We start from the raw sequence: 22,675 nt of genomic DNA, 5'->3' as shown, positions 1-22,675 counted from the left end.
GGTAGGGATCGAACCTACGACCAATTGATTAACAGTCAACTGCTCTACCGCTGAGCTACGCCGGAACGGTTCGCGCCATATAGCAACCCGAAATTTCGCCGTCCAGAGGGGAAGCGCGGTTTTGGAAAAAAATTTACCTCGGCATCTATGGGGTTCTGGCGAAGATCGCGCCGACGGATAACTTTGACTGCGGTGCAACCAGAAATCGGCACGTAAGATCAACGAGATGGGCGAATACATTCCGTTCGGCAGCGGGCAACAGGGCGGCGGGGGTTTCGGTATAGATTCGCTCGGCCAATTCCCGGGCGGTCCCTGGCCTGGTTTCCAAAGCATACAGAATCTGTTTTTCCCGGGCGCGCCGGTGGGTGATCAACCAATCGAGCCTTTTGGCAGGGTCGTTAATCGGTGCGCCATGCCCTGCGTGGAATACGGACCAGTTATGTTGCCCTAGCTTTTCGCAAGCCGCCATGAAATCGGTCAGATCACCATCAGGTGGTGACACCAGTGAACTGGCCCAACCCATCACATGATCGGCGGTAAAGCAGACATCCCCCCAACCCAGCGCGATATGGTTACCAAGATGACCGGGCGTATGGATCACATTCAACTGCCACCCTTCGGCGGCGATTACATCTCCATCTTCGACTTCGATATGCGGGCGGAACGCCGTGTCGATCCCTTCACCTCCGCCTGCGAGCCCCTGAGTAGCCAATTCGGCCATCACCTCACTGCGGCCTGCTTCGGGGCCTCCGAAAGCAATGATCTTTGCTTGCGTTCGTTCGGCCAGCGGTGCAGCAAGCGGAGAGTGGTCCAGATGAGAATGTGTGACAATGATGTGGCTGATCCGTTGTCCGGGTTTAACCGCGTTCAGGATTGCATCCAGATGGTCCGCATTGGCAGGGCCGGGGTCAATCACCGCAAGATCGGTTTGGCCAAGCAAGTATGTATTGGTGCCGCGATATGTCATCGGAGACGGGTTGGGGGCAAGAATCCGCCTCAGGCCCGGTTGTAATTCGTCATCTCGACCTGGCATTGGATTGAAATCGTCCGGTGCTTGCATTCTGCACTCTTTCTCTCGTCTGAACAGCCCGTTAGGTTTAACCCATGACGACGCAATGGCTCAAACTTTATATGCCGCGCAGCCTGTATGCTCGGGCGGCTTTGATTCTCATTTTGCCGGTGGTGGTGATGCTGCTGGTGATCAGTGTCGCCTTTTTGCAAAAGCACTTGGAAGATGTCACCGCGCAAATGACTCGTGCCGCATCGCGTGAGGTTACGCTGGTTACGGATGTGATAGAACATTCTGAAACGCAGCATCAGGCGGTGGCCGAACTTCGGCCCGATCTGGCCGCGCTTGATATGAAACTGCGGTTTCTCGGGATAAACGAAACGCCAGTCATCGGGAATCGCCGCTGGTATGATTTCATTGCACCTCAAGTCGAATCCGAGTTGCGCGCCCTGCTTCCCGATCTTGTAGCGGTCGCCTTGCCAAGCGGGCAGGAGGCTCGATTGTATCTGCAGACGGATTTGGGTGTATTGCAGCTAACTTTCGACCGTCGGCGATTGTCCCCAACCGCGCCGCATCAGTTGATTGTGACCGTCTTGTTCTTTGCGATCATCATGACAACCATTTCGTTTTTGTACATGCGCAACCAGCTACGACCGATCACCCGTCTGGCCGAGGCTGCACAGGCGTTCGGACGCGGGCGGGTTGTTCCTTATTCGCCAGGCGGCGCGATCGAGGTGCGAGCGGCTGGCAGTGCGTTTCTGGATATGCGCGCCCGGATTGAGCGTCAGATGGAGCAGCGCACCATGATGCTGTCCGGTGTCAGCCACGATTTGCGAACGCCTTTGACGCGTCTCAAGCTTGGGCTGTCTTTGTTGCCCGAAGGTGAGGCAGCGCCATTGCAACAGGACGTGGATGAAATGCAGCTATTGCTGGACGCGTTTTTGGACTTTTCCAAAGGAGCGGCAGAAGTGGCGCCGGAATCCGTAGACCCTGAGAGGTTCCTTCGGCAGATCGTCAAGGATGCGTGCAGGGCAGGGCATAAGGTCGAATTGGTAAAGGTTGATGGCGCAGGAACCGCGATGTTGCGCCCGACGGCTATTCGTCGCGCGGTAGAGAATTTGATCGGGAATGCGGTCAGGTATGGAAATCGCGCTGAGATCAGCCTGTCGGTCTCTTCCAAATCGCTGCGTATCCGCGTCGAAGATGATGGTCCGGGTATTCCGCCCGAGCAGCGCACCGAAGCGGTCAAACCTTTCTCGCGATTGGATCCGGCGCGCAACCAGAATCGGGGCAGCGGTGTTGGTCTAGGGTTGGCCATTGTGGCAGATGTCGCCCGAGCCCATGGCGGCGTGCTTCGATTGGGCAAAAGCGAACATCTGGGCGGTCTGTGTGCCGATATTATCATCGGTCGCTAGAGCATCGTGCACCGGACCTCTGCTCTGCCAAATCTGGTGTGAGTTCATCTTGGCTTGTCGGATGTTCAGTGACCGATAAACTGATTCAAGCGCCTGAAAAGTTACCGGGATATCCCGGGCGGGAATCGAAGATATGTCCTGAAACCGTGGGGCACTTGCCTCGCAACCTATTGTTAGGTCGTGGAGCATCTCTCTCTATTTTCGGGCCAGTCGAGCGTTGTTTTTAAAGGGAAATTTGCGGATTTTGGTAGGCCCGGAGGGACTCGAACCCCCAACCAAAGCGTTATGAGCGCTCTGCTCTAACCAATTGAGCTACAGGCCCGCCTAGGCGCTTTGCCTATCATGGTGAACGCCCGCGTCAAGCCTGACCGTTGCAACATCTCCAACAATCGACTAACCCGCGCGGGAACCATTCAAAAGAGGTTGGCCATGACAGCAGGCAAAAACGGAATCACCTACGCGGATGCGGGCGTTGATATTGATGCGGGGAATGCTCTGGTCGACCGGATAAAACCTGCTGCCAAGCGGACCAACAGATCCGGTGTGATGAGCGGGCTGGGCGGGTTCGGCGCATTGTTCGACCTGAAGGATGCAGGTTATCGGGACCCGATTCTTGTCGGCGCCACCGACGGTGTTGGCACCAAGTTGCGGATCGCGATTGATACAGGCCTGGTCGATGGCGTCGGTATCGATCTTGTGGCCATGTGCGTCAACGATCTGATCTGTCAGGGGGCTGAGCCACTTTTCTTCCTCGACTATTTCGCCACAGGCAAACTGGATACCGAGACCGCCGCACGGATTATTGAGGGCATTGCCGAAGGCTGCGTTCAATCGGATTGCGCATTGATCGGTGGTGAAACTGCCGAGATGCCGGGCATGTATCCCGATGGTGATTTCGATTTGGCCGGGTTTTCGGTCGGTGCGATGGAGCGCGGCGCACACCTTCCTGCAGATGTTCAAAAGAGTGACGTGTTGCTTGGGCTGGCCTCAAACGGGGTGCATTCCAATGGCTATTCGCTAGTGCGCAAGCTGGTCGAGATCTCGGGCCTGGGTTGGGATGCGGCATCGCCCTTTGGGGATGGATCGCTGGGCGAGGCACTGCTGACCCCGACGCGCCTTTACGTGAAACCTGCGCTACAGGCGATCCGGACAGGCGGGGTGCATGCGCTCGCCCATATCACCGGCGGTGGCCTGACCGAAAACCTGCCACGGGTGCTGCCCGAAGGGCTGGGTGCCCAGATCGACTTGAACTCCTGGGATTTGCCACCCGTATTCCGCTGGATGGCAGAAACCGGCGGTATTGCTGAATCCGAGATGCTCAAGACTTTCAACTGCGGCATCGGCATGATCGTGGTTTGCGGCGCAGAGCAGGCCGACGACCTGTCGGCACTGCTGGCCCAAGCTGGTGAGACGGTTTCGCGGATTGGCACCGTGACCGACACCGCAGGAGTGGCCTATTCGGGCAAATTGCTGTGAGCCATAAGCGCGTCGCCATTCTGATCTCGGGCGGGGGGTCGAATATGGTCTCTCTGGTCGACAGCATGACCGGTGACCATCCGGCGCGGCCCTGTCTGGTCCTGTCGAACGATGCCGGGGCAGGCGGGCTGAAAAAGGCAGCTGATCGGGGAATTGCAACCGCAGCCGTTGATCACCGACCCTTCAAAGGCGACCGCGCGGCTTTCGAAGCCGAGCTGCTGAAACCGTTAGAGCAAGCACAACCGGACATCGTATGTTTGGCCGGGTTCATGCGGGTGCTGACCGGTGATTTCGTCTCGCGCTTTCAGGGTCGGATGCTGAACATCCACCCGTCACTGTTGCCAAAATACAAGGGTCTGAACACCCATGCCCGTGCGATTGCAGCAGGTGATATCGAGCATGGATGCTCGGTTCATGAGGTGACCGCTGCGCTGGATGATGGCCCAATCTTGGGGCAAGCCCGCCTGAATATTGAAGCTGGAGACACTCCTGAGACTTTGGCGGCGCGCGTTCTGACCTACGAACACAGGCTTTATCCGGCCGTATTGCGCCGCTTTGCCGGAAATGACCGCACGCCGGTGCTTTTGCCGTGAATCCCGCGGGGTGATTTACACGCGGTTGCCATTCGGCCTATGGTTCGCCCGACGGCCCGGAAACGTGTAGGACTGACGGGTGATTAAAAACAAAAGCAAGAATAGCACCACGAATGAAAACCCTCACGACGACGCAAGAGCTGGCCGATTTCTGCAAAGCGGCTGCGGCCTTTGATTACGTAACCGTAGATACCGAGTTCCTGCGCGAACGGACCTACTATTCAAAACTTTGCCTGCTTCAACTGGCGGTCCCGTCGCCCGACGAAGACAGCGCCGTTTTGGTCGACCCGTTGGCCGAAGGGATGACTCTGGAGCCTTTGTACGAGCTCTTCGCCGATGAAAGCGTGGTCAAAGTATTTCACGCAGCCCGTCAGGATCTTGAGATTTTCTGGGTTGAGGCGGGTGTGTTCCCCAACCCTCTGTTCGACACGCAGGTCGCTGCTATGGTCTGCGGATTTGGCGAGCAGGTTGGCTATGAAACCCTGGTGCGCAAGATTTGTAAGGAAGGCGTGGACAAGACCTCTCGATTCACCGACTGGTCACGCCGCCCGCTGTCCGAGGCGCAAAAGACCTATGCGCTGGCGGATGTAACGCATCTGCGGAAAATCTATGAATATCTGGCGGCCGAGCTGACGAAAACCAAGCGCAGCCATTGGGTCGCCGAAGAGCTGCGCACGCTGACGCAATCCGGCACCTATGAGATCCAGCCCGAAAACGCGTGGAAGCGTATCAAAACCCGGACGAACTCGGCCAAGTTTCTGGCCGTTGTTCGCGAGTTGGCCGAGTTCCGCGAAGCCTATGCGCAGGAAAACAACGTACCGCGCAGCCGTGTGTTCAAAGATGACGCGCTGATCGAACTGGCATCGACCAAGCCGAAATCTTTCTCAGATTTGGGTGGATCGCGCCTGCTGCTGCGCGAGGCCCGCAAAGGGGTCATTGCGGATGGGATTCTGGCCGCCGTCAAAAAGGGTGTTAATTGCCCACCAGAAAAATTGCCCAAGATTGATACCAGCCGTGACAAGTTGAAGGTAAATCCTGCGCTTGCCGACCTATTGCGGGTGCTGCTGAAATCAAAAACGGAAAGCTCGGGCGTGGCCGCCAAACTGATTGCTACCAGTTCCGAACTGGATCAGATCGCAGCCGGTGAACGGGAATTACCTGCAATGTCCGGTTGGCGGTACGAGGTATTCGGCGAAGATGCCCTGAAACTGTGCGATGGCAAAATCGCCCTGGCAGCTAAAGGGCAGACCGTCACGGTCGTAGAGCTTTAGCAGGAATTATCTGCGGCGGGATTCCAGGGCATTTTGTTCCCCTTTGACACGGACCAGCCGAATGTTTGCAAGCTCGTCTCGGCTGATATTGATTGCATTGGATACCCTTCGGGACCGTTCGGTCCCCTGGCTTGTCGCATATGACGGGTAGTCGACACGGAACGTGAATTCGAGAATGCCGTTTTTTGCATTCTCTTCGCTTTCAACACGAACAAGCCGCGCATTATATGCACCCTGCCTTGCAGCAATCCCAGTCGTGTAAACGATAGCTCCATTCGGAATTGGATCGATCCGCAATTCTTCGATCTTGGCGATCGGGAAGCTCTTATCCTCGGGTGGCTTCTTGGAAAACAGGCCAACACCATCGTCTGTCTGGGGAACCAGCGCATTTGCATCGTTCACCGAGACTTCAGAGGGTGCCGGAGTACTGGACCCAAACCAGTTTGTCGGGTTGACCCGAGAATCACGCCAAGCGCTGCAAGCCGACAGGGTCAAGGCAGCAGCCAAAAGAACAGACAGTGATTTCTTCATCGTCACAACACCCAGAGCAGTCTATATGGCAATGAGTTATCGCACTTTTCCGGGTTTGAAAAGCCACGTGGGGGGCTGGACAGATGCTGGTCAGGATCATAGTTCAAAAAATGTGAACCCAATGAGAGGACAGCCCCGAGATGGCGACACCTGCTTTTGAAGAAATCGTCGAAGATTTCGAATTCCTGGAGGACTGGGAAGACCGGTACCGCCATGTCATCGAGCAGGGGAAAGCGATGGCGCCATTGGATGATGCGTTGAAGGTGCCTGCAACCAAAGTCCATGGTTGCGCCAGCCAGGTCTGGCTGCATCCCAGTGTCGAGGGAGGGACCTTTCATTTTGACGGCGACAGTGATGCTCTGATCGTGAGGGGGCTGATTGCGGTTCTGCGATCCCTATATAACGGCCTGCCGGTTCAAGAAGTCCCGCAGGTTGACGCAGGAGGCGAACTGGCGCGGCTGGGGTTAAACGATCATCTTTCCGCGCAACGATCTAACGGTTTGAGGGCGATGATCGACCGTATCCGCGAGGTCGCGATAGAGGCCGCCTAAAGCGGGCGGTTGGCCCAGTCGCTCAGCGTGGATTGCAGATCACCATAACCGGTAAAACGGCGCTCGAAAGCCAGGCCCATTCGGTCTGCGCACTCCTTGGCCCGTTCGGTCAGAACCGCATCATCAGTCTGTGCCTGATAAACCAGTTTCGTGTAGTTGCCGAAATACATTTCCCTAAGCTCGGGGTGCCGATCCAGCCCCAGCGGCTTCCAGACGAAGGCATCGAATTGACGTGCCAGAAAATCTGTTAGGTAGAACGCTGTAGTTTCATCCTCGCCGCGATTTTCAAAGACCTGGTTCCCCTCGAAGAAAGAATAGCAGTGGGGCCCTTTAATCATCTCCACGCCCATCTCCCCGCAGGCTTTCTGCAACAGGCCACCGGTGCCGCAATCTGCGTAGACGACATAAACTTTATCGTATTGGTCGCGGTGTTTGGCAACGGCCTCTTCCACCGCCTGCGTGATCCGTTCCGGGTGGATGTGCAAGATGGCGGGCAAGCAGGTCAGTTCCATATGATCCCAGCCATTACGACGCTTTAGGTCCAGGATTTCCCGCGCCAGCGCACCGCAGGCCAATAACAGAATTCGCCCTGCGCCGTGATGGTCTGAATAGCCCTGCGTTGTCAGGCTGGCGTCGTCGGGAAGTTGGTCCTGAGTCATTTCGCGCCTCTTTCTCGTTATCTAGAAAATCGGCTTATTCGGCGGCTGGCAAGCCCGTATTCGACACATAATGTCGGCTTCGGATCAGGGTAGGGTGAATAAATGAAAAAGGCCGCCCGAAAACCGGACGGCCCTGAAATGGTTTAGATGTCGATCAACCCGCCAGCTGATTGTGCTTGCGCGAGACAAAATCCTTTGCCGTCTCAACAGCTACGGCCGCGTCACGGCAATAGGCATCAGCACCGATCGCCTTGCCGAACTCTTCGTTCAGGGGCGCGCCGCCAACCAGAACGATATAGTCGTCGCGCCGACCCTGTTCGATTAGTGTGTCGATCACGACTTTCATATATGGCATGGTCGTCGTCAGCAGGGCCGACATGCCCAGAATATCGGGCTGTTCGGTATCAAGCGCTTCCAGATAGTTTTCGACGGGGTTGTTGATGCCGATATCAACAACCTCGAATCCGGCGCCTTCCATCATCATTGACACCAGGTTTTTGCCAATGTCGTGAATGTCGCCTTTAACAGTGCCGATCACCATTTTACCAACGCGCGGTGCGCCGGTTTCGGCCAGCAGCGGCTTGAGGATAAACATGCCGCCCTTCATTGCGTTTGCGGCCAGCAAGACCTCGGGTACGAACAGAATGCCGTCACGGAAGTCGTGGCCCACGACCGTCATGCCGCCGACCAGTGCTTTCGTCAGGATGTCATAAGGTGTCCATCCGCGCTCCAGCAGGATGTTCACACCTTCTTCGATTTCTTCTTTCAGACCGTCGTAAAGGTCATCGAACATCTGTTCGACCAGTTCGTCGTCGTTCAGTTCGGACAGGACGATGTCTTCTTCATCGGACATGGGGCGTTTCCCTGAGCTGTTCGGGCCTTGCGCCCGTGGTGGCATTTTTTCCGTTTTGGCCATTTCGCCGTAATACTACTGTGACGATTGCGACCTTGGCAGTTCCGAGACCGACCTATAGGCCAAATTTGTCGTTATCTCGACGTCATTTTACACATGAACATCCTGCAATTCGTTCAAATGCACCAATTGTTCAGGGCCTGATTGGGGTTCTGATGATGCCTCAGCAAGGTAAATGTGCCGCTTGCCGGACCGGTCGATATTCCATATACCAAATAGCATGAACAAAAGTAGAACAAACCTTCCTTCGGCCATTGCCAAGGGGCGAGCAGCCACGGAAAATACGGCAGGCAGATTCGAACGGTTTGACACAATCCCCTGCGATGACGGCTGGGGGTATGATGACGATCTTCCTCCGTTGCGGACTGAAGTCAGGCACGAGACGGCACGCAGCATAATCACTTATAACCGCTCCCCCGACTTGCCATTTGATCGTTCGATCAACCCCTATCGGGGGTGCGAGCACGGCTGCATCTATTGCTTTGCACGGCCCAGCCACGCCTATCTGGGTCTGTCGCCGGGGCTGGATTTTGAGACGCGCTTGATTGCCCGACCCAATGCGGCCGAGCTTCTTCGCAAAGAGCTTTCTGCGAAAGGTTACAGTGTTGCGCCGATTGCGATTGGAACCAATACAGACCCTTATCAGCCTGTTGAAAAAAACCTGGGAATCACAAGGTCTTGTTTGTCGGTGCTTACAGAGTTTCGCCATCCGGTTGCGATTGTGACCAAGGGGGCATTGATCGAACGTGATCTCGATCTGCTCGCAAAGATGGCGGAACAGGGTTTAGTTCGGGTCGGGATATCTCTGACCACGTTGGATGCGGATTTATCGCGCCGAATGGAGCCACGGGCACCCGCGCCAAATCGGCGCCTGAAAATCATTCGCAGGCTGACCGAAGCGGGGGTTCCGGTGCGGGTCATGACCTCTCCTTCAATTCCCGGTTTGACAGATCATGAGATGGAAAGCCTGTTAGAGGCGGGCAGGGATGCCGGGGCGGATGCAGCAAGCTGGATTATGCTGCGGTTGCCGCGCGAAGTTTCGGAACTTTGGCAAACCTGGCTGCAAGAGCAAGAGCCAACGCGCGCCGAAAAAGTCATGTCCAAGCTTCGGCAAATGCACGGGGGCCGGGACTATGATCCGCGTTGGGGCCACCGAATGCGCGGTGAGGGCGAATATGCCGAGATGGTGGCTAAACGGTTTTCACTGGCTGTAAAGCGACTGGGCCTTGCAACGCGTACCCCGAAGCTGCGGTGCGATTTGTTCGATATCCCGCCCCAAGCCGGGGACCAGTTGACGCTGTTCTAACAAATCAGCCCCGGATTCTGGTCCGGGGCTGTTTGGTTTGTTGGGAATCGAAATCAGCGTTTTTCGATGTCCACGTAATCGCGACTGGTTTCGCCCAGATAGAGCTGGCGCGGGCGGCCGATTTTGTTCTGTGGATCTGCGATCATCTCTTTCCACTGACTGACCCAGCCAACGGTGCGCGACAGTGCGAAAATCGGGGTGAACATCGACGTCGGGAAACCCATCGCCTCGAGGATGATTCCCGAATAGAAGTCCACGTTCGGGAACAGTTTCTTTTCGGAGAAATACGGATCTTCCAGTGCCTGTTTTTCCAGCGCCTTGGCGACTTGCAGCTTGGGATTGTCCTCAATCCCCAGCAGATCCAACACTTCGTCGGCGGATTGCTTCATAACCTTGGCGCGCGGGTCAAAGTTCTTATAGACGCGGTGACCAAAGCCCATCAGGCGGAACGGATCAGCCTTGTCTTTGGCGCGGGCGATATATTCCGGGATACGGTCAACCGTGCCAATTTCTTCCAGCATTTCAAGGCAGGCCTGGTTTGCGCCGCCATGGGCAGGGCCCCAAAGACACGCGATACCAGCGGCAATACACGCAAACGGGTTCGCCCCCGAGGACGAGGCCAAACGCACAGTCGAAGTCGAGGCATTCTGTTCGTGATCCGCGTGTAGAGTAAAGATGCGGTCCATCGCGCGGCTGAGGATTGGGTTCACCTCATATTCCTCGGCAGGGACGCTGAAGCACATGCGCAGGAAGTTTGAAGCATAATCCAGATCGTTGCGCGGGTACACGAAGGGCTGACCGGTGTGATACTTGTAAGCCCAGGCAGCGATGGTCGGCATCTTGGCGATCAGACGATGGGATGCGACCTCACGCTGATGCGGGTCCGAAACATCGGTCGAATCGTGATAGAACGCAGACATCGCGCCCACGACACCAACCATGATCGCCATCGGATGCGCATCACGGCGGAAGCCACGATAGAAATACTGCATCTGTTCGTGCAGCATGGTGTGGCGGGTGATCGTGGTTTCAAACTTTTCCAGTTCCTTGGCCGCCGGCAGCTCTCCATAAAGCAACAGGTAGCACACTTCGAGGAAATGCGATTTCTCGGCCAACTGGTCGATCGGATAGCCACGGTGCAGCAGTTCACCTTTTTCGCCGTCGATATAGGTGATGGTGCTGTCGCAGCTGGCTGTCGAGGTGAAGCCGGGGTCATAGGTGAACACATCCGCTTCGCTGTACAGCTTGCGGATGTCGATTACATCAGGTCCCACGGTAGGCGAATGAACCGGCAACTCGTATGTTTTACCATGTACGGTCAAAGTGGCTGATTTATTGCTGTCGGTCATAATGTCCCTTCCTCATTCATACGTGAAACGGATCGTCGTCCGTTTCGGCGGGCAACGGTTGCGCACAGGGGCGCAGCCCGGGTGTTAGCGGAGCAGCGTTACCCAAATGTGAAACCTTTGGTTATGTCGCTGCGTCGGAGAGCCGTGCCAGGGTTTCATCCCGCCCAAGCACAAGCATCATATCAAAAACCGAAGGCGTTACAGCCCGACCAGCCAATGCAGCGCGCAACGGCCCTGCCAGCTTGCCAAACTTTAGCCCTTTCGCTTCTGCAAACGAGTTCAGGGCACTCTCCAGTTCGTTCCGGGTCCAGCTAGCATTTTGCACGTGCGGCGTCAATTCACTCAGTATACCGTCGGATACAGAGGACAGCGCCTTTGCAGCCTTCTCATCAGGTTTAATCGGGCGTGACGTCAGCACAAAATGCGCTTTTTCAAGGAGTTCCGGGAATGTGCGGGCCCGATCCTTGAGGCAATACATCGCACGTTCCAGATCACCTGATTGTGCATTGGTGAGAGCGGGCAGTCCCGCCGCCGCCAGGTATCCCTGAATTTCCTGCCGCAACGCGGCATCGTCAGTGATTGGAATATGCTGACCACATAGATTCTCGAGCTTTTTCAGATCGAACCGTGCAGGGCTTTTACCGATTCCAGCCAGATCGAACCACTCTTTCGCCTGCTCATCTGTAAAGAATTCGTCATCCCCATGGCTCCAGCCGAGACGGGCTAGATAGTTGCGCATACCCGCGGCCGGGTACCCCATCGCCTGATATTCTTGGGCACCCAAAGCTCCGTGACGTTTGGATAGTTTCTTGCCGTCCGGACCATGAATCAGCGGAATATGTGCCCAGACCGGAACATCCCAACCCATGGCTTCATAGATCATCATCTGGCGTGCGGCATTGTTCAGGTGATCGTCGCCCCGGATAACATGGGTCACACCCATGTCGTGATCATCCACAACAACCGCCAGCATATAAACCGGTGTTCCGTCCGAGCGCAGCAGGATCATGTCGTCCAACTGATCGTTGCGGATTGTCACGTCGCCCTGAACCTGATCGCGGATCACGGTGACCCCGTCCCGCGGTGCCTTTATGCGGATCGCATATGGGGCGTCAGGTTGGGTCGAAGGGTCAGCGTCGCGCCAGGGGCTCTGGAACAGCGTCGATTTTCCCTCTGCACGCGCCTGTTCGCGAAAGGCTGTGATCTCGTCCTGGGTCGAAAAACATTTGTAGGCTTTGCCGTCCGCCAGCAGCTGATGTGCCACTTCAGCATGACGCGGGGCGCCTTCGAATTGGCTGATCACATCGCCATCATGGTCCAGGCCCAACCAGGACATCCCCTGAAGAATTGCTGCAGTAGCCTCTGGCGTTGAGCGTTCGCGGTCCGTGTCTTCAATCCGCAACAAGAACTTGCCACCACGTCCCCGAGCAAAGAGCCAGTTGAACAATGCAGTGCGCGCGCCACCGATGTGAAGAAAACCAGTGGGTGAAGGTGCAAAACGGGTGACGACCTGATCGGACATAGTGTGGATTAACCTTTTGGTAACCGTGTCGGGCTTAACTTGGCGCCTGTCTAACGAGCCCGAAGGACGGGGGCAACCATGCGTGTTCTGGCACGGGTCGAGACCGCATTGCTGAACCAGACAGGCTATTTGTTTCAGTGGTCACCAGTGTGCTTGGCCATTGGCATCGGCCTGTATTTCGCGCTCCGGTTCGAGCCGGGGTGGCAGATTTACGTTTGTTTCAGCGCGGTGATTGTTGCGGCTATGGGGATGGCCCGGAAATCGCGGTCTGGCTGGGCTTCGTTGGCAATCGGGGGGACGCTGATCGCTGCCGGGTTTATCCTGGCCGGCGCACGTGCCCATACGGTGGCAGAGCCGGTTCTGTCTTGGCGGTACTATGGCCCGGTCGAGGGACGTGTTGTCGCCATAGACCGCTCTGCGTCGGATGCGCTGCGGGTGACGCTCGATCGGGTGCGATTAGGGGACGTGCCCTTGGATCGACGACCGCGGCGCGTCCGACTTTCCCTGCATGGTGGGGATGTCGTGCTGGTTCCTGGGCAAAGGATCATGACAACAGGTCATCTGTCGCCGCCTCAGGGGCCGGTAGAGCCCGGCGGTTTCGATTTCCGTCGCCACGCATGGTTTCAACGTTTAGGGGCAGTCGGATACACGCGCGTACCGGTGTTGTCGGTTGCCCCGCCGGACAGGACCAATCTCCGCATCACGGCGTGGAGGATGGCGATCTCTGAACATGTGCGCGCATTGCTGCCTGGAGAGGTCGGAGGTTTCGCCGCGGCTGTCACGACGGGTGATCGCAGCGGAATGGGTCAGGAAACGCTGAACAATCTACGGGCATCTAATCTGGCTCATCTGTTGGCGATATCCGGATTGCATATGGGGTTGTTGACAGGTTTTGTTTATCTGATCTTCAGGGTCACGCTTTCTGCTGTCCCGGTGCTCGCTCTTAGACTTCCGGTCCGCAAGCTTGCAGCGGTTTGCGCCTTGGTCGCGGCGGTTGTTTATCTATTGCTGTCTGGCGGGAATGTCGCAACAGAGCGGGCCTTTATCATGGTCAGCGTAATGCTGGGGGCCATTTTGATCGACAGAAGGTCAATTTCGCTACGCGCGGTGGCCGTCGCTGCCCTTATCGTGCTGTCGTTGCGACCAGAATCTCTGTTAAGCCCCGGTTTTCAGATGTCCTTTGCTGCAACAACGGCACTGGTGGCCGTTTTCGGAGCCTTACGCGGTTTCGGTTCTGCTTTCGGGCCAAAATGGCTACGGCCCATTATCGGGGTGTTGATGTCATCTGCCATAGCGGGGCTTGCCACCGCACCGATTGGGGCGGCGCATTTCAACTCACTGTCTCACTATGGGCTCGTTGCGAATATGCTGTCGGTCCCGGTGATGGGAACCGTCGTGGTTCCTGCGGCCGTTATTGCCGCAATCCTGGCGCCATTCGGGCTTGAGTGGTTTGGGCTGGCGGTCATGGGGGCTGGGTTGGAATGGATTCTGGCGGTTTCAGACTGGATCTCGGGACTGGAAGGTGCGCAAGGTTATGTGGTCAGTCCACCGTCCTACGTCTTGCCCATATTTGCATTGGGCGCGCTCTGGATCGCCTTGTGGCGCGGTGGGGCAAGGTGGGTCGGCGTCGCACCTTGCATGGTGGCGATTGCGCTTTGGGGGCAGGGTAACCGTCCGGAAGTTTTGGTCGCAGACTCCGGTGGGTTGGTTGGTGTGATGACTGATCAGGGGCGCGCGCTGAGTAAGGAAAAGGGCAGCAAATTTATTGCAACCGTATGGCTTGAAAACGACGGAGACGGCGCGAGCCAGAAAACTGCCGCAAATCGCTGGCCCGATGGGAAAGATCTGTCGCAAAGATATTTCTGGCAGGGCAAAGAGCTGATTCACCTCACCGGCAAACGATCTGCGCGCGAATTCAGCGAATGTGGAGATGACCAAATCGTTATCTCTGCTGTTCCGGTCCAGCTGTCCGGCACCTGTATGGTGATTGATCCCGAGTTGCTGAACAAGACAGGAAGTATTGCACTGTCCATCGGAAACGTAATGACCAGTGCCGAAGTCATAGGCAAAAGGCTGTGGTCGCCAGACAGCTAAAGATCAATAGCTTCGGATCAGCCCAACCAAACGGCCCTGAACCTTGACCTTATCTTCAGGCAGTACACGCGTTTCATAGGCCGGGTTCGCAGCCTCAAGCGCTATCGCCTGACCTCTCCGAAAGAACCGTTTGAGCGTTGCTTCCTGATCTTCGACCAGAGCGACAACGATATCGCCATTATCAGCCGCGGAGGTTTCGCGGATGACGACCACATCACCGTCGTTGATTCCAGCGTCAATCATCGAGTCGCCACGCACCTCAAGCGCGTAATGCTCACCTCTGCCGGAAACCATGCTCCCGGGAACGGCAACGCGGTGCGAGACATGGCTGATCGCCTCGATCGGAACACCTGCTGCGATGCGTCCCATGACCGGCAATTCCATTGCGTCAACGGTCACTGGTTCGAAATTCGCGGGGCGTCTGCCTTCGGGTTTGTCACCTTCGATAACACGGGGCTTGAAAGCGACTGTAGGCTCTCCTCCCAGGCTTTCAGGAAGTTTGACGATTTCGATGGCCCGGGCACGATGGGCCAGACGACGGATAAAGCCGCGTTCTTCAAGCGCTGTGATCAACCGATGGATGCCGGATTTGGACCGCAGGTCCAGCGCAGCTTTCATTTCATCGAAACTTGGGGGGACGCCATCCGCCTGAACGCGTTTATGGATGAACTCCAACAAATCCAACTGCTTCTTGGTCAGCATTGCTCACACCTCGTCGCTCATACGTTTTCTTTTGTTCTACGCATGTTCACGTTTTGTGTCAATGGTTTTGCGCGGTTTCAGATCGGAAGGAACATCACTTCGTCTCCGGCCAGGCGTGCCGGGTCATTGGGTTGCCGAACCAAAAGCGCGTTTGCTTCGGCGAGGACGCTGAGCAGAGAGCTGTCCTGGTTTTGGCAGGCTTTTATCCCGTCCGCGGTCACGATGGCACGCATGTAATGCTCTCGCGGCCCATTCGCGGGGATTGCCTCGGTTAAATTGGCGCTTTGAAGCGGGGTCAGAACCTGTTCCAGGCCCAGCATCTTACGGATCATCGGGGCAAGAAACAGATAGCTGCAAACCATTGCGCTGACCGGATTACCCGGAAGTCCAACCATCACGCTATCGCCCAAGCGACCGGCCATCAGCGGTTTGCCGGGGCGCATGCGGATTTTGTAAAAACTCCGCTCCAACCCCAGTGCGGTGGAGACCTGAGAGACAAGATCATAATCCCCAACCGAGGCACCGCCGATCGTAACCACCAAATCAACGTCGGTTGCTAGAGCAAAGGCGGTCTCAAGGGACGAAACCGTGTCAGAGGCGATAGGCAGAACCCGAACATGCGCTCCAACATTCTCTAACAACGCTTTGATACCATAGGTGTTTGAGGCGATTATCTGATCCGGTCCCGGTGTTTCGCCGGGCATGATCAATTCATCCCCGGTTGCGATCAGCGCGACCACGGGTTTACGTGCAACCGGCACCATGGGGATATTCATCGCCGCCAAAAGCGCCAGATCCTCGGGGCGCAAACGACGTGGAGCCGTAATCTTGGCGCCAATTTCGAAATCGACGCCTTTTGGACGAATGTTGGATTTAGGGCCCGGCAGATCAGAAATGGTGATTAGGTCACCTCGGCGATCAACATCCTCTTGAATGACAACAAAATCTGCACCTTCAGGAATAGGGGCGCCAGTGAAGATCCGAACCGCCTGTCCGGGTCCAACCTGACCGTCAAATCGCCGACCGGCCGCAGCCTCGCCAATGACTTTGAACATGGTGTGCGGCTCTACCTCGGTCGATTTTACCGCGTAGCCATCCATCGAAGACGAAGCGAATGGCGGCTGATCGCGTGTGGCTGCTACATCCTCGGCCAGTACTCTACCCGCCGCATCCATCAAGGGAGCCGGCTCGGAGGGGAGGGTGTTTACAAGATCGAATAGCTGCGCCCGGGCGCTTTCAACGGTTATCATTTCGCCTCGTAACGACCTGATTTACCACCATCTTTTAGCAAGACGCGAATGCCGCCAATTTCCATTGCCTTATCGACGGCTTTGGCCATGTCGTATATGGTCAGTGCGGCAGTTGAGGCTGCTGTCAGCGCCTCCATTTCCACGCCGGTTTGACCAGATGTCTTGACGGTTGCCTGTACCTGTATGCCGGGTAATTCTGGGTCCAGTGTCAGGTCTACGGTAACTTTGGTCACTGGCAGTGGGTGACATAGCGGGATCAGATCGGGTGTCTTCTTTGCCCCCATGATACCGGCCAGACGTGCAACCCCCAAGACGTCACCTTTTTTGGCGCGACCTTCTGCGATCAAGTCGAACGTATCTTGTGCCATCGTGATATGAGCCGCTGCGACGGCGACACGATCCGTGATGGGCTTGTTCGACACATCGACCATATGAGCCTGTCCCTGGGCATCAAAGTGAGTCAGCGGCATCACATCACACCCGGGCTGAGCGGACGCGACAGCAGATCGTGTGTCGCTTCTGCGACGTCATCCTGACGCATCAGGCTCTCGCCAATTAGAAAACAACGCGCACCGAAACGGGCGATATCGGCCAAGTCTGCTGGAGTGCTCAACCCGCTTTCGCAAACGATGGTCCGGTCAGCGGGAACTAGTTTTGACAGGCGGCGTGTCGTATCAAGAGTGGTCTCGAAGGTCTTGAGATTACGGTTGTTTATCCCAATCAACGGGCTTTTGAGCTGCGTTGCACGTTCCAGCTCGGCTTCATCATGAACTTCAATCAGAACGTCCATGCCCCAGTCAAAGGCGGTCTGTTCCAACTCAGACGCCTGGCTGTCATCAACCGATGCCATGATGATCAGAATACAATCCGCCCCAAGAGCGCGGGCTTCGGCCACCTGATAGGGATCGTACATGAAATCTTTGCGTAGAACCGGCAAAGAACAGGCTGCGCGTGCCTGAACCAGAAACTCTTTGGCACCCTGAAAGCTGGGCGTGTCGGTCAACACGGAAAGGCAGGCAGCGCCACCTTCTTCGTAAGCCTGTGCAAGTGCTGGTGGATCAAAGTCAGCGCGGATCAGACCTTTGGAGGGGCTGGCTTTTTTGACTTCTGCAATCAGCCCGTACCCAGTACGTACAGCCATTTGCAAGGCTGATGCGAATCCGCGTGGTTCAGAGGCTGATCTTGCTTCGTTTTCAACAGCTTCCAGAGACTTATTGGCCTTGTCCGAAGCGACCTCTTCGAGCTTGTAAGCTTTGATTTTGTCCAGAACCGTTTCGGTCATGCGGCCTCCTGAGTAATGCGGGCCAGGGCCGCGATCTTGTCTTTGGCTTTTCCGCTGTCGATACTTTCAGCGGCTTTTGCGACACCTTCGCGCAGATCAGCAGCGGCCTCTGCGACGACCAGGGCAGCTGCGGCATTCAACAATACCGCATCGCGATAGGCGGAGGCCTCGCCGTCTAGAAGAGCTCGGAAGGCTACTGCGTTTTCCTCGGGGGTTCCGCCGAGAATGTCCTCGAAGGGATGTACCGGCAGCCCTGCATCTTCTGGGTGAAGCTCGACCTCTTTAATTGTGCCGTCTTCGAGGGCCGCAATCCAACTGATACCCGTGATGGTCAATTCGTCTGTGCCGTCCGATCCGTGCACCAGCCATGCGCGTTCGGACCCAAGCAGGCCCAACGTTTCGGCCATCGGGCGGATCAACTCTCGGCTAAAGGCTCCGGTCAACTGCCGCTTGACGCCTGCCGGATTGGTCAGCGGACCGAGAATGTTAAAGATCGTCCGTGTCCCAAGCTCTTGCCGGGTGGGCATGACATGCGCAATCGCCGGGTGATGCATAGGGGCCATCATGAATCCGATGCCGACATCTTGCAGTGCATTTTCAACGGTTTGCGGGCCGACCATAACGTTGATACCCAGCTGACCTAGCGCATCTGCGGCTCCGGATTTAGAACTCAGGTTCCGGTTGCCGTGTTTGGCCACGGTGACACCGGCACCTGCAACCACAAAGGCGGTCGCTGTCGAGATATTCAGCGTTCCCTTGCCGTCACCGCCGGTGCCCACAATATCTATCGCGCCAGCTGGTGCCTGAACTGCATTGCATTTTGCACGCATCACGGCAGCGGCGGCGGCATATTCATCGACGGTCTCACCGCGTGTGCGCATGGCCATCAAAAGTCCGCCGATTTGGCTGGGTGTTGCGGCGCCGTCAAACAGGATCCCAAAGGCTTCTTCCGCTTCGGCGCGTGTCAGGGGGCGGTCGGCGGCAACTCCGATCAGCGGTTTCAGGGCGTCGCTCATGCGGGAACTTTCATCTCGGACAGGAAATTCTTGAGCAACGCGTGGCCGTGCTCAGAAGCGATGGATTCCGGGTGGAACTGTACGCCATGAATGGGCAGTTCGCGGTGCTGGAGGCCCATTATGGTGCCATCTTCCAATTCCGCCGTAATCTCCAGGCAATCGGGCAGGGTATCGCGATCCACAATCAGCGAATGATAGCGCGTCGCCTCAAACGGCGTGGGCAGGCCGGCGAACACACCTTTACCGGTGTGGTGCATTGTTCCCATTTTGCCATGCACAATCTCATGGCAACGCGTGACTTTCCCACCGAAAACCTGACCTATGGTCTGATGGCCAAGGCAGACACCCAACAAAGGCGTCCGTGTTTCGGCGGCTGCCTCGGTCAGGGCAAGGCAAATGCCTGCCCGGTCAGGGTCGCAAGGGCCAGGGCTGAGCAGGATGCCAGCGGGGTTCATGGCCATCGCTTCTTGCACGTCCAGCGCGTCATTCCTTCGAATGACCATTTCCGAGCCAAGTTCGCCTAAATAATGTACGAGGTTGTAGGTAAATGAGTCGTAGTTGTCGATCAGCAGCAGCATTTGGCTCTTGTCTCGTGTTGGGCATTTCGGGCTGGCGATGCAACCCAAGGCCACGGTATAGTGTTGGCACATACATGCTCAGGCTTGTGGGGCAGCGTCAAGGGTGCATCCCGAACTTGGCGGTCCTGCAGGCAGGTGCCACAACAGATGGTGCAAGGGCAAGGCAGCAGGACTAAGGCGAGAGGCAAATATTATGGGCGGATTTGTCGGCGGAATGATCGCAGGCGCAGTTGTCGTTGTGGTGCTGGGGGCAGTCTTATCGCTCAACGCGCCGCTGTCGAAAAAGCCGTCCATAGCGACAGTCGCACCAGAACCTGCACCGGTGCAGACTTCGGAGAGCTCCGAGGTTGTCGCTGAGGCGGGTGCAGATGCCGATCTGCTCAAACTCCCTGCGCAGACGCCCGAGAATGAAGTCGAAGAAGAGGATTCTCTGGCCGGTTTATCCGAAGCTGAGAACGCCCCGGACAGCCAGCCGGTAGTGAATGACGTAAGCGTTCCGGTCGAAGCGCCGACGCCCAGCGAGGCGGATTCCGTAAGCATTTCGAGTGAGGCCCCGGTCGTTCCGCGAATGCCTGTCCCCGTTCAGCCTGCGCCGCTTGCCGACCTCAGCCCAGATGCCGCAGAAGATGCCCCTGAGCCACCGGCTGATCAGGTTGCTCTTGCCGAGCCCTTGCCCGAAGTCTCGCCTTCGGAATCAATCGAGCTGGAGGTGAATCCGGAGGATAGCCCAATCGCAGTGGAAGGGGACGAGGACACGCTGCCCAGTCAGCCGCTACCGCGTATCGCCTCGGTTCCGCAGATCGGCGCAGAGGACAACTCGTCGGGAAATACCACTATCGGGCGTCGTGTAGTGCCTTTGACTGAACGAGATGATGAAGCAGCCCAAGATCCGCAGGAAGAGGTTCCTGTAGGTAAACCGATCGAGGCCTTCGCAGAGAAGTTTGACAATCCGGATTCCAAACCCCTCATGTCGATTATTCTGATTGACGATGAAGGTGCATATGGCGCCGAAGCGCTTCAGGATTTCCCATATCCGCTTACGTTTGCGGTGCGCCCATCAGACCCCGATGCAGCTGAGAAAATGGCTCGACATCGGGCGGCCGGGTTCGAAGTGATGGTCACTGCTGACCTGCCCAAGGCGGCCAGCGCACAGGATGCTGAGGTATCGCTTTCGGTGTGGCTAGAAGCGTTGCCCGAGACTGTAGGAATTCTTGAAGGTGATGGATCCGGCATCCAGGGTAACCGGAAACTGGCAGATCAGGTCGCCGCCATCGCCGGTGGAACGGGTCGAGGACTGATCACTCAGGATAACGGGCTCAACACGGTACAGAAGTTGGCCTCCCGTAATGGAATCCCGTCTGCGGTAATTTTCAGAGATATCGACGGCGCGCGGCAGGATGCAAAAATCATGCGACGTTTTCTGGACCAGGCTGCGTTCCGGGCCGGGCAGGAGGGCACCGTTGTCATGTTGGGCCGGTTGCGCCCGGATACCATATCCGCCTTGCTGCTTTGGGGGCTGGAAGATCGCGGAGGCCGCGTAGCAATGGCGCCTATTTCGGCGGTGATGATGCAAGGGGCGCAATAAGCCCGATCACATCCTTCCCCGAAACAGGCAGCCCAGACGGGCTGCCTTTATCAATTCTTGCTGGACAGCGTAAATCGGGCCGCGTCAGCCGCAGCGCGTCTGATGGCGTTGGACTTGTGGACGGTTTCCATGAATTCAGCCTCTGGATCGCTATCATACACAACGCCACCACCGGCCTGAATATATAGCTTTTGATCCTGAACGATGGCCGTTCGCAGGGCGATACACATGTCCATGTCTCCGCCGGCACTGAAATAGCCGACGCCGCCGCCGTAGACACCGCGTTTTTCCGGCTCAAGCTCATCAATGATTTCCATGGCTCGTACCTTGGGCGCGCCCGAGACAGTCCCCGCGGGCATTCCCGCAAAAAAGGCGTCCAGCGCATCTTTACCCTCGGCCAGCTCACCCACAACGTTTGAAACGATGTGCATAACATGGCTGTACCGTTCAATGATGAACTCTTCGGTCGGGCGCACCGTTCCGATCTTTGAAACCCGCCCGGTGTCGTTGCGGCCTAGATCCAACAGCATCAGATGTTCGGCCAGTTCTTTCTTGTCGGCCAGCAACTCAATTTCGTAAGCTTTGTCCTCTTCCGGGGTCGCTCCACGTGGGCGCGTCCCGGCGATGGGTCGTATGGTGACTTCATTGCCAAACACGCGCACCAGGATTTCCGGGCTGGCGCCGATCACCTGAAACCCGCCAAAGTTAAAATAGAACATGAAGGGCGACGGGTTTGTTCGCCGAAGCGACCGGTACAGCGCAAATGGAGGCAGCGGGAAATCCTGCGTCCAGCGTTGCGCTGGCACTACCTGAAAGATATCGCCAGCTCGAATGTATTCCTTGGCTTTCTCGACTGCTTCCAGATAGCCGGACTTGGTAAAATTCGAGACGGGTGGAGCGACTTCGTACGCATCGCCAAGGTCACGTGTTTCAGCAGGCATCGCCCGCTCCAGATCGCGCACTGCGTCCATGACGCGCTCGGCGGCCTGGGCATACGCAGCCTTGGCTGACTGGCCATCGCTGACCCAGGCGGGGGAAACGACCGTGACTTCGCCCTTCACACCATCCAGAACCGCGACGACAGAAGGACGCAGCATGACAGCATCCGGCAGGCCCAGAGGGTCGGGGTTGATGTTCGGCAGATGCTCGACCAAGCGCACCATGTCATAACCGAGATAGCCAAATAGTCCCGCCGCAGCTTGTGGAAGGTCGTCAGGCAGCTCAATCCGGCTTTCGGCCAGAAGCGTCCGAAGGTTGTCCATCGGATCGCCATCCTGCGCCGTGAAAGCGTCCGGGTCGAACCGGGCCGAGCGGTTCAGTTCCGAGGTTTCAGCGCGACAGCGCCAGATCAGGTCGGGTTTCATACCGATGATCGAATACCGTCCGCGGACCTCGCCACCAGTTACCGACTCGAGCATAAAGGCGTCTTTTTGCGCGCCGGTCAGTTTCAGCATCAAGGAGACAGGCGTATCAAGATCGGCTGCCAGACGGGTGTAAACGACCTGGTTCTCGCCGGCCTCATAAGCACGGGCGAAGCTGTCAAACTCGGGGGTCAGGGCCATATTCGGTCTCT

21 protein-coding genes and 2 tRNA genes are annotated in these 22,675 nt (G+C 56.8%); 8 read left to right on the top strand and 15 right to left on the bottom strand.

Going from position 1 to position 22,675, the window contains the following annotated elements; translation table 11 throughout:
- Together AC2FH2_RS18105 and AC2FH2_RS18100 are read right to left on the bottom strand one after the other, a co-directional pair.
- Nucleotides 1-57 (bottom strand) — tRNA-Asn (locus AC2FH2_RS18105).
- An 88-nt stretch (nucleotides 58-145) separates the two neighbouring features.
- Nucleotides 146-1,060 carry an MBL fold metallo-hydrolase gene (locus AC2FH2_RS18100; RefSeq protein WP_142633579.1) on the bottom strand — a complete coding sequence of 305 codons (915 nt, stop codon included), beginning with the start codon at nucleotides 1,058-1,060 and terminating at the stop codon, nucleotides 146-148.
- Nucleotides 1,061-1,104: 44 nt separating this feature from the next.
- Between AC2FH2_RS18100 and AC2FH2_RS18095 the strand changes: the two genes are divergently transcribed.
- Complete coding sequence (locus AC2FH2_RS18095) at nucleotides 1,105-2,424, top strand: ATP-binding protein (protein ID WP_142633580.1); 1,320 nt, start codon at nucleotides 1,105-1,107, stop codon at nucleotides 2,422-2,424.
- Between the two features lie 245 nt (nucleotides 2,425-2,669).
- Here AC2FH2_RS18095 and AC2FH2_RS18090 read toward each other — a convergent pair.
- Nucleotides 2,670-2,746, bottom strand: a tRNA-Ile gene (locus tag AC2FH2_RS18090).
- A gap of 107 nt (nucleotides 2,747-2,853) precedes the next feature.
- Here AC2FH2_RS18090 and purM point away from each other — a divergent pair.
- The 3 genes from purM (at nucleotide 2,854) to rnd (ending at nucleotide 5,764) form a co-directional block, all read left to right on the top strand.
- Entirely contained in the window at nucleotides 2,854-3,900 is a 1,047-nt protein-coding gene (purM, locus tag AC2FH2_RS18085) for a phosphoribosylformylglycinamidine cyclo-ligase (RefSeq protein ID WP_496675783.1), read from the top strand.
- Nucleotides 3,897-4,493: a phosphoribosylglycinamide formyltransferase gene (gene purN, locus AC2FH2_RS18080; RefSeq protein WP_142633582.1), complete on the top strand. Its 597-nt coding sequence runs from the start codon at nucleotides 3,897-3,899 to the stop codon at nucleotides 4,491-4,493. The genes purM and purN overlap by 4 nt, the downstream gene beginning before the upstream one ends.
- A 113-nt stretch (nucleotides 4,494-4,606) precedes the next feature.
- Entirely contained in the window at nucleotides 4,607-5,764 is a 1,158-nt protein-coding gene (rnd, locus tag AC2FH2_RS18075) for a ribonuclease D (RefSeq protein ID WP_496824708.1), read from the top strand.
- A 6-nt stretch (nucleotides 5,765-5,770) separates the two neighbouring features.
- On the opposite strand, the gene AC2FH2_RS18070 is transcribed toward rnd, so the two are convergent.
- Entirely contained in the window at nucleotides 5,771-6,295 is a 525-nt protein-coding gene (locus tag AC2FH2_RS18070) for a hypothetical protein (RefSeq protein ID WP_271947285.1), read from the bottom strand.
- A gap of 140 nt (nucleotides 6,296-6,435) precedes the next feature.
- On the opposite strand from AC2FH2_RS18070, the gene AC2FH2_RS18065 reads away from it, so the two are divergent.
- The gene (locus tag AC2FH2_RS18065) at nucleotides 6,436-6,846 is read left to right on the top strand and encodes a SufE family protein (protein WP_142633588.1); all 411 of its coding nucleotides are present in this window, start codon (nucleotides 6,436-6,438) and stop codon (nucleotides 6,844-6,846) included.
- On the opposite strand, the gene AC2FH2_RS18060 is transcribed toward AC2FH2_RS18065, so the two are convergent.
- Together AC2FH2_RS18060 and AC2FH2_RS18055 are read right to left on the bottom strand one after the other, a co-directional pair.
- Entirely contained in the window at nucleotides 6,843-7,505 is a 663-nt protein-coding gene (locus AC2FH2_RS18060; protein WP_496691185.1) for a DUF1638 domain-containing protein, read from the bottom strand. The genes AC2FH2_RS18065 and AC2FH2_RS18060 overlap by 4 nt on opposite strands.
- 154 nt (nucleotides 7,506-7,659) lie before the next feature.
- Complete coding sequence (locus AC2FH2_RS18055; RefSeq protein ID WP_271947279.1) at nucleotides 7,660-8,358, bottom strand: corrinoid protein; 699 nt, start codon at nucleotides 8,356-8,358, stop codon at nucleotides 7,660-7,662.
- A 280-nt stretch (nucleotides 8,359-8,638) separates the two neighbouring features.
- Between AC2FH2_RS18055 and AC2FH2_RS18050 the strand changes: the two genes are divergently transcribed.
- Nucleotides 8,639-9,724 carry a PA0069 family radical SAM protein gene (locus AC2FH2_RS18050; protein ID WP_496824705.1) on the top strand — a complete coding sequence of 362 codons (1,086 nt, stop codon included), beginning with the start codon at nucleotides 8,639-8,641 and terminating at the stop codon, nucleotides 9,722-9,724.
- Nucleotides 9,725-9,777: 53 nt separating this feature from the next.
- Here AC2FH2_RS18050 and gltA read toward each other — a convergent pair whose 3' ends face one another.
- Both gltA and gltX read right to left on the bottom strand, forming a co-directional pair.
- Nucleotides 9,778-11,073, bottom strand: coding sequence for a citrate synthase (gltA, locus tag AC2FH2_RS18045; protein ID WP_281972039.1), 1,296 nt, complete (start codon nucleotides 11,071-11,073; stop codon nucleotides 9,778-9,780).
- A 121-nt stretch (nucleotides 11,074-11,194) separates the two neighbouring features.
- On the bottom strand, nucleotides 11,195-12,595 hold the full coding sequence (gene gltX / locus AC2FH2_RS18040; RefSeq protein ID WP_496824703.1) for a glutamate--tRNA ligase: 1,401 nt from the start codon (nucleotides 12,593-12,595) through the stop codon (nucleotides 11,195-11,197).
- Nucleotides 12,596-12,673: 78 nt separating this feature from the next.
- Between gltX and AC2FH2_RS18035 the strand changes: the two genes are divergently transcribed.
- Nucleotides 12,674-14,689 (top strand): ComEC/Rec2 family competence protein, encoded by a 2,016-nt coding sequence (locus tag AC2FH2_RS18035; RefSeq protein ID WP_496824701.1) that lies wholly within the window; start codon nucleotides 12,674-12,676, stop codon nucleotides 14,687-14,689.
- A gap of 3 nt (nucleotides 14,690-14,692) precedes the next feature.
- On the opposite strand, the gene lexA is transcribed toward AC2FH2_RS18035, so the two are convergent.
- The 6 genes from lexA to AC2FH2_RS18005 all read right to left on the bottom strand — a co-directional run bounded on the left by lexA (nucleotide 14,693) and on the right by AC2FH2_RS18005 (nucleotide 19,517).
- Nucleotides 14,693-15,391 carry a transcriptional repressor LexA gene (gene lexA, locus AC2FH2_RS18030; RefSeq protein ID WP_142633603.1) on the bottom strand — a complete coding sequence of 233 codons (699 nt, stop codon included), beginning with the start codon at nucleotides 15,389-15,391 and terminating at the stop codon, nucleotides 14,693-14,695.
- A 77-nt stretch (nucleotides 15,392-15,468) separates the two neighbouring features.
- Nucleotides 15,469-16,641 carry a molybdopterin molybdotransferase MoeA gene (locus tag AC2FH2_RS18025; RefSeq protein ID WP_496824699.1) on the bottom strand — a complete coding sequence of 391 codons (1,173 nt, stop codon included), beginning with the start codon at nucleotides 16,639-16,641 and terminating at the stop codon, nucleotides 15,469-15,471.
- Entirely contained in the window at nucleotides 16,638-17,111 is a 474-nt protein-coding gene (gene moaC, locus AC2FH2_RS18020; protein WP_142633607.1) for a cyclic pyranopterin monophosphate synthase MoaC, read from the bottom strand. The genes AC2FH2_RS18025 and moaC overlap by 4 nt, the downstream gene beginning before the upstream one ends.
- Nucleotides 17,111-17,923: an indole-3-glycerol phosphate synthase TrpC gene (gene trpC / locus AC2FH2_RS18015; RefSeq protein WP_281972044.1), complete on the bottom strand. Its 813-nt coding sequence runs from the start codon at nucleotides 17,921-17,923 to the stop codon at nucleotides 17,111-17,113. Before trpC ends, moaC begins: the two co-directional genes overlap by 1 nt.
- Nucleotides 17,920-18,939 (bottom strand): anthranilate phosphoribosyltransferase, encoded by a 1,020-nt coding sequence (gene trpD / locus AC2FH2_RS18010; protein ID WP_142633610.1) that lies wholly within the window; start codon nucleotides 18,937-18,939, stop codon nucleotides 17,920-17,922. Before trpD ends, trpC begins: the two co-directional genes overlap by 4 nt.
- On the bottom strand, nucleotides 18,936-19,517 hold the full coding sequence (locus AC2FH2_RS18005; RefSeq protein ID WP_142633613.1) for an anthranilate synthase component II: 582 nt from the start codon (nucleotides 19,515-19,517) through the stop codon (nucleotides 18,936-18,938). Before AC2FH2_RS18005 ends, trpD begins: the two co-directional genes overlap by 4 nt.
- A 193-nt stretch (nucleotides 19,518-19,710) precedes the next feature.
- Between AC2FH2_RS18005 and AC2FH2_RS18000 the strand changes: the two genes are divergently transcribed.
- Complete coding sequence (locus AC2FH2_RS18000; protein WP_142633615.1) at nucleotides 19,711-21,102, top strand: divergent polysaccharide deacetylase family protein; 1,392 nt, start codon at nucleotides 19,711-19,713, stop codon at nucleotides 21,100-21,102.
- 50 nt (nucleotides 21,103-21,152) lie between these two features.
- Here the strand turns inward: AC2FH2_RS18000 and trpE are convergent, their stop codons facing one another.
- Nucleotides 21,153-22,664 carry an anthranilate synthase component I gene (gene trpE, locus AC2FH2_RS17995; RefSeq protein ID WP_496824696.1) on the bottom strand — a complete coding sequence of 504 codons (1,512 nt, stop codon included), beginning with the start codon at nucleotides 22,662-22,664 and terminating at the stop codon, nucleotides 21,153-21,155.
- Between the last annotated feature and the right edge of the window lie 11 nt (nucleotides 22,665-22,675).

Source organism: Ruegeria sp. YTSA105 (assembly GCF_059610225.1).
The sequence above is the reverse complement of the archived record's forward strand: the minus strand, read 5'-3'. Positions and strand labels throughout refer to the sequence as shown.

Excerpts from the sequence above, each read along its gene's own strand:
- trpC (WP_281972044.1), bottom strand. The coding sequence starts at position 17,923 with ATGACCGAAACGGTTCTGGACAAAATCAAAGCTTACAAGCTCGAAGAG.
- AC2FH2_RS18050 (WP_496824705.1), top strand. The coding sequence starts at position 8,639 with ATGAACAAAAGTAGAACAAACCTTCCTTCGGCCATTGCCAAGGGGCGA.
- AC2FH2_RS18035 (WP_496824701.1), top strand. The coding sequence starts at position 12,674 with ATGCGTGTTCTGGCACGGGTCGAGACCGCATTGCTGAACCAGACAGGC.
- AC2FH2_RS18100 (WP_142633579.1), bottom strand. The coding sequence starts at position 1,060 with ATGCAAGCACCGGACGATTTCAATCCAATGCCAGGTCGAGATGACGAA.
- AC2FH2_RS18095 (WP_142633580.1), top strand. The coding sequence starts at position 1,105 with ATGACGACGCAATGGCTCAAACTTTATATGCCGCGCAGCCTGTATGCT.
- moaC (WP_142633607.1), bottom strand. The coding sequence starts at position 17,111 with ATGCCGCTGACTCACTTTGATGCCCAGGGACAGGCTCATATGGTCGAT.
- gltX (WP_496824703.1), bottom strand. The coding sequence starts at position 12,595 with ATGTCCGATCAGGTCGTCACCCGTTTTGCACCTTCACCCACTGGTTTT.
- trpD (WP_142633610.1), bottom strand. The coding sequence starts at position 18,939 with ATGAGCGACGCCCTGAAACCGCTGATCGGAGTTGCCGCCGACCGCCCC.
- purM (WP_496675783.1), top strand. The coding sequence starts at position 2,854 with ATGACAGCAGGCAAAAACGGAATCACCTACGCGGATGCGGGCGTTGAT.
- AC2FH2_RS18060 (WP_496691185.1), bottom strand. The coding sequence starts at position 7,505 with ATGACTCAGGACCAACTTCCCGACGACGCCAGCCTGACAACGCAGGGC.
- trpE (WP_496824696.1), bottom strand. The coding sequence starts at position 22,664 with ATGGCCCTGACCCCCGAGTTTGACAGCTTCGCCCGTGCTTATGAGGCC.
- rnd (WP_496824708.1), top strand. The coding sequence starts at position 4,607 with ATGAAAACCCTCACGACGACGCAAGAGCTGGCCGATTTCTGCAAAGCG.
- AC2FH2_RS18005 (WP_142633613.1), bottom strand. The coding sequence starts at position 19,517 with ATGCTGCTGCTGATCGACAACTACGACTCATTTACCTACAACCTCGTA.
- AC2FH2_RS18000 (WP_142633615.1), top strand. The coding sequence starts at position 19,711 with ATGGGCGGATTTGTCGGCGGAATGATCGCAGGCGCAGTTGTCGTTGTG.
- AC2FH2_RS18055 (WP_271947279.1), bottom strand. The coding sequence starts at position 8,358 with ATGTCCGATGAAGAAGACATCGTCCTGTCCGAACTGAACGACGACGAA.
- lexA (WP_142633603.1), bottom strand. The coding sequence starts at position 15,391 with ATGCTGACCAAGAAGCAGTTGGATTTGTTGGAGTTCATCCATAAACGC.
- AC2FH2_RS18065 (WP_142633588.1), top strand. The coding sequence starts at position 6,436 with ATGGCGACACCTGCTTTTGAAGAAATCGTCGAAGATTTCGAATTCCTG.
- gltA (WP_281972039.1), bottom strand. The coding sequence starts at position 11,073 with ATGACCGACAGCAATAAATCAGCCACTTTGACCGTACATGGTAAAACA.
- AC2FH2_RS18070 (WP_271947285.1), bottom strand. The coding sequence starts at position 6,295 with ATGAAGAAATCACTGTCTGTTCTTTTGGCTGCTGCCTTGACCCTGTCG.
- AC2FH2_RS18025 (WP_496824699.1), bottom strand. The coding sequence starts at position 16,641 with ATGATAACCGTTGAAAGCGCCCGGGCGCAGCTATTCGATCTTGTAAAC.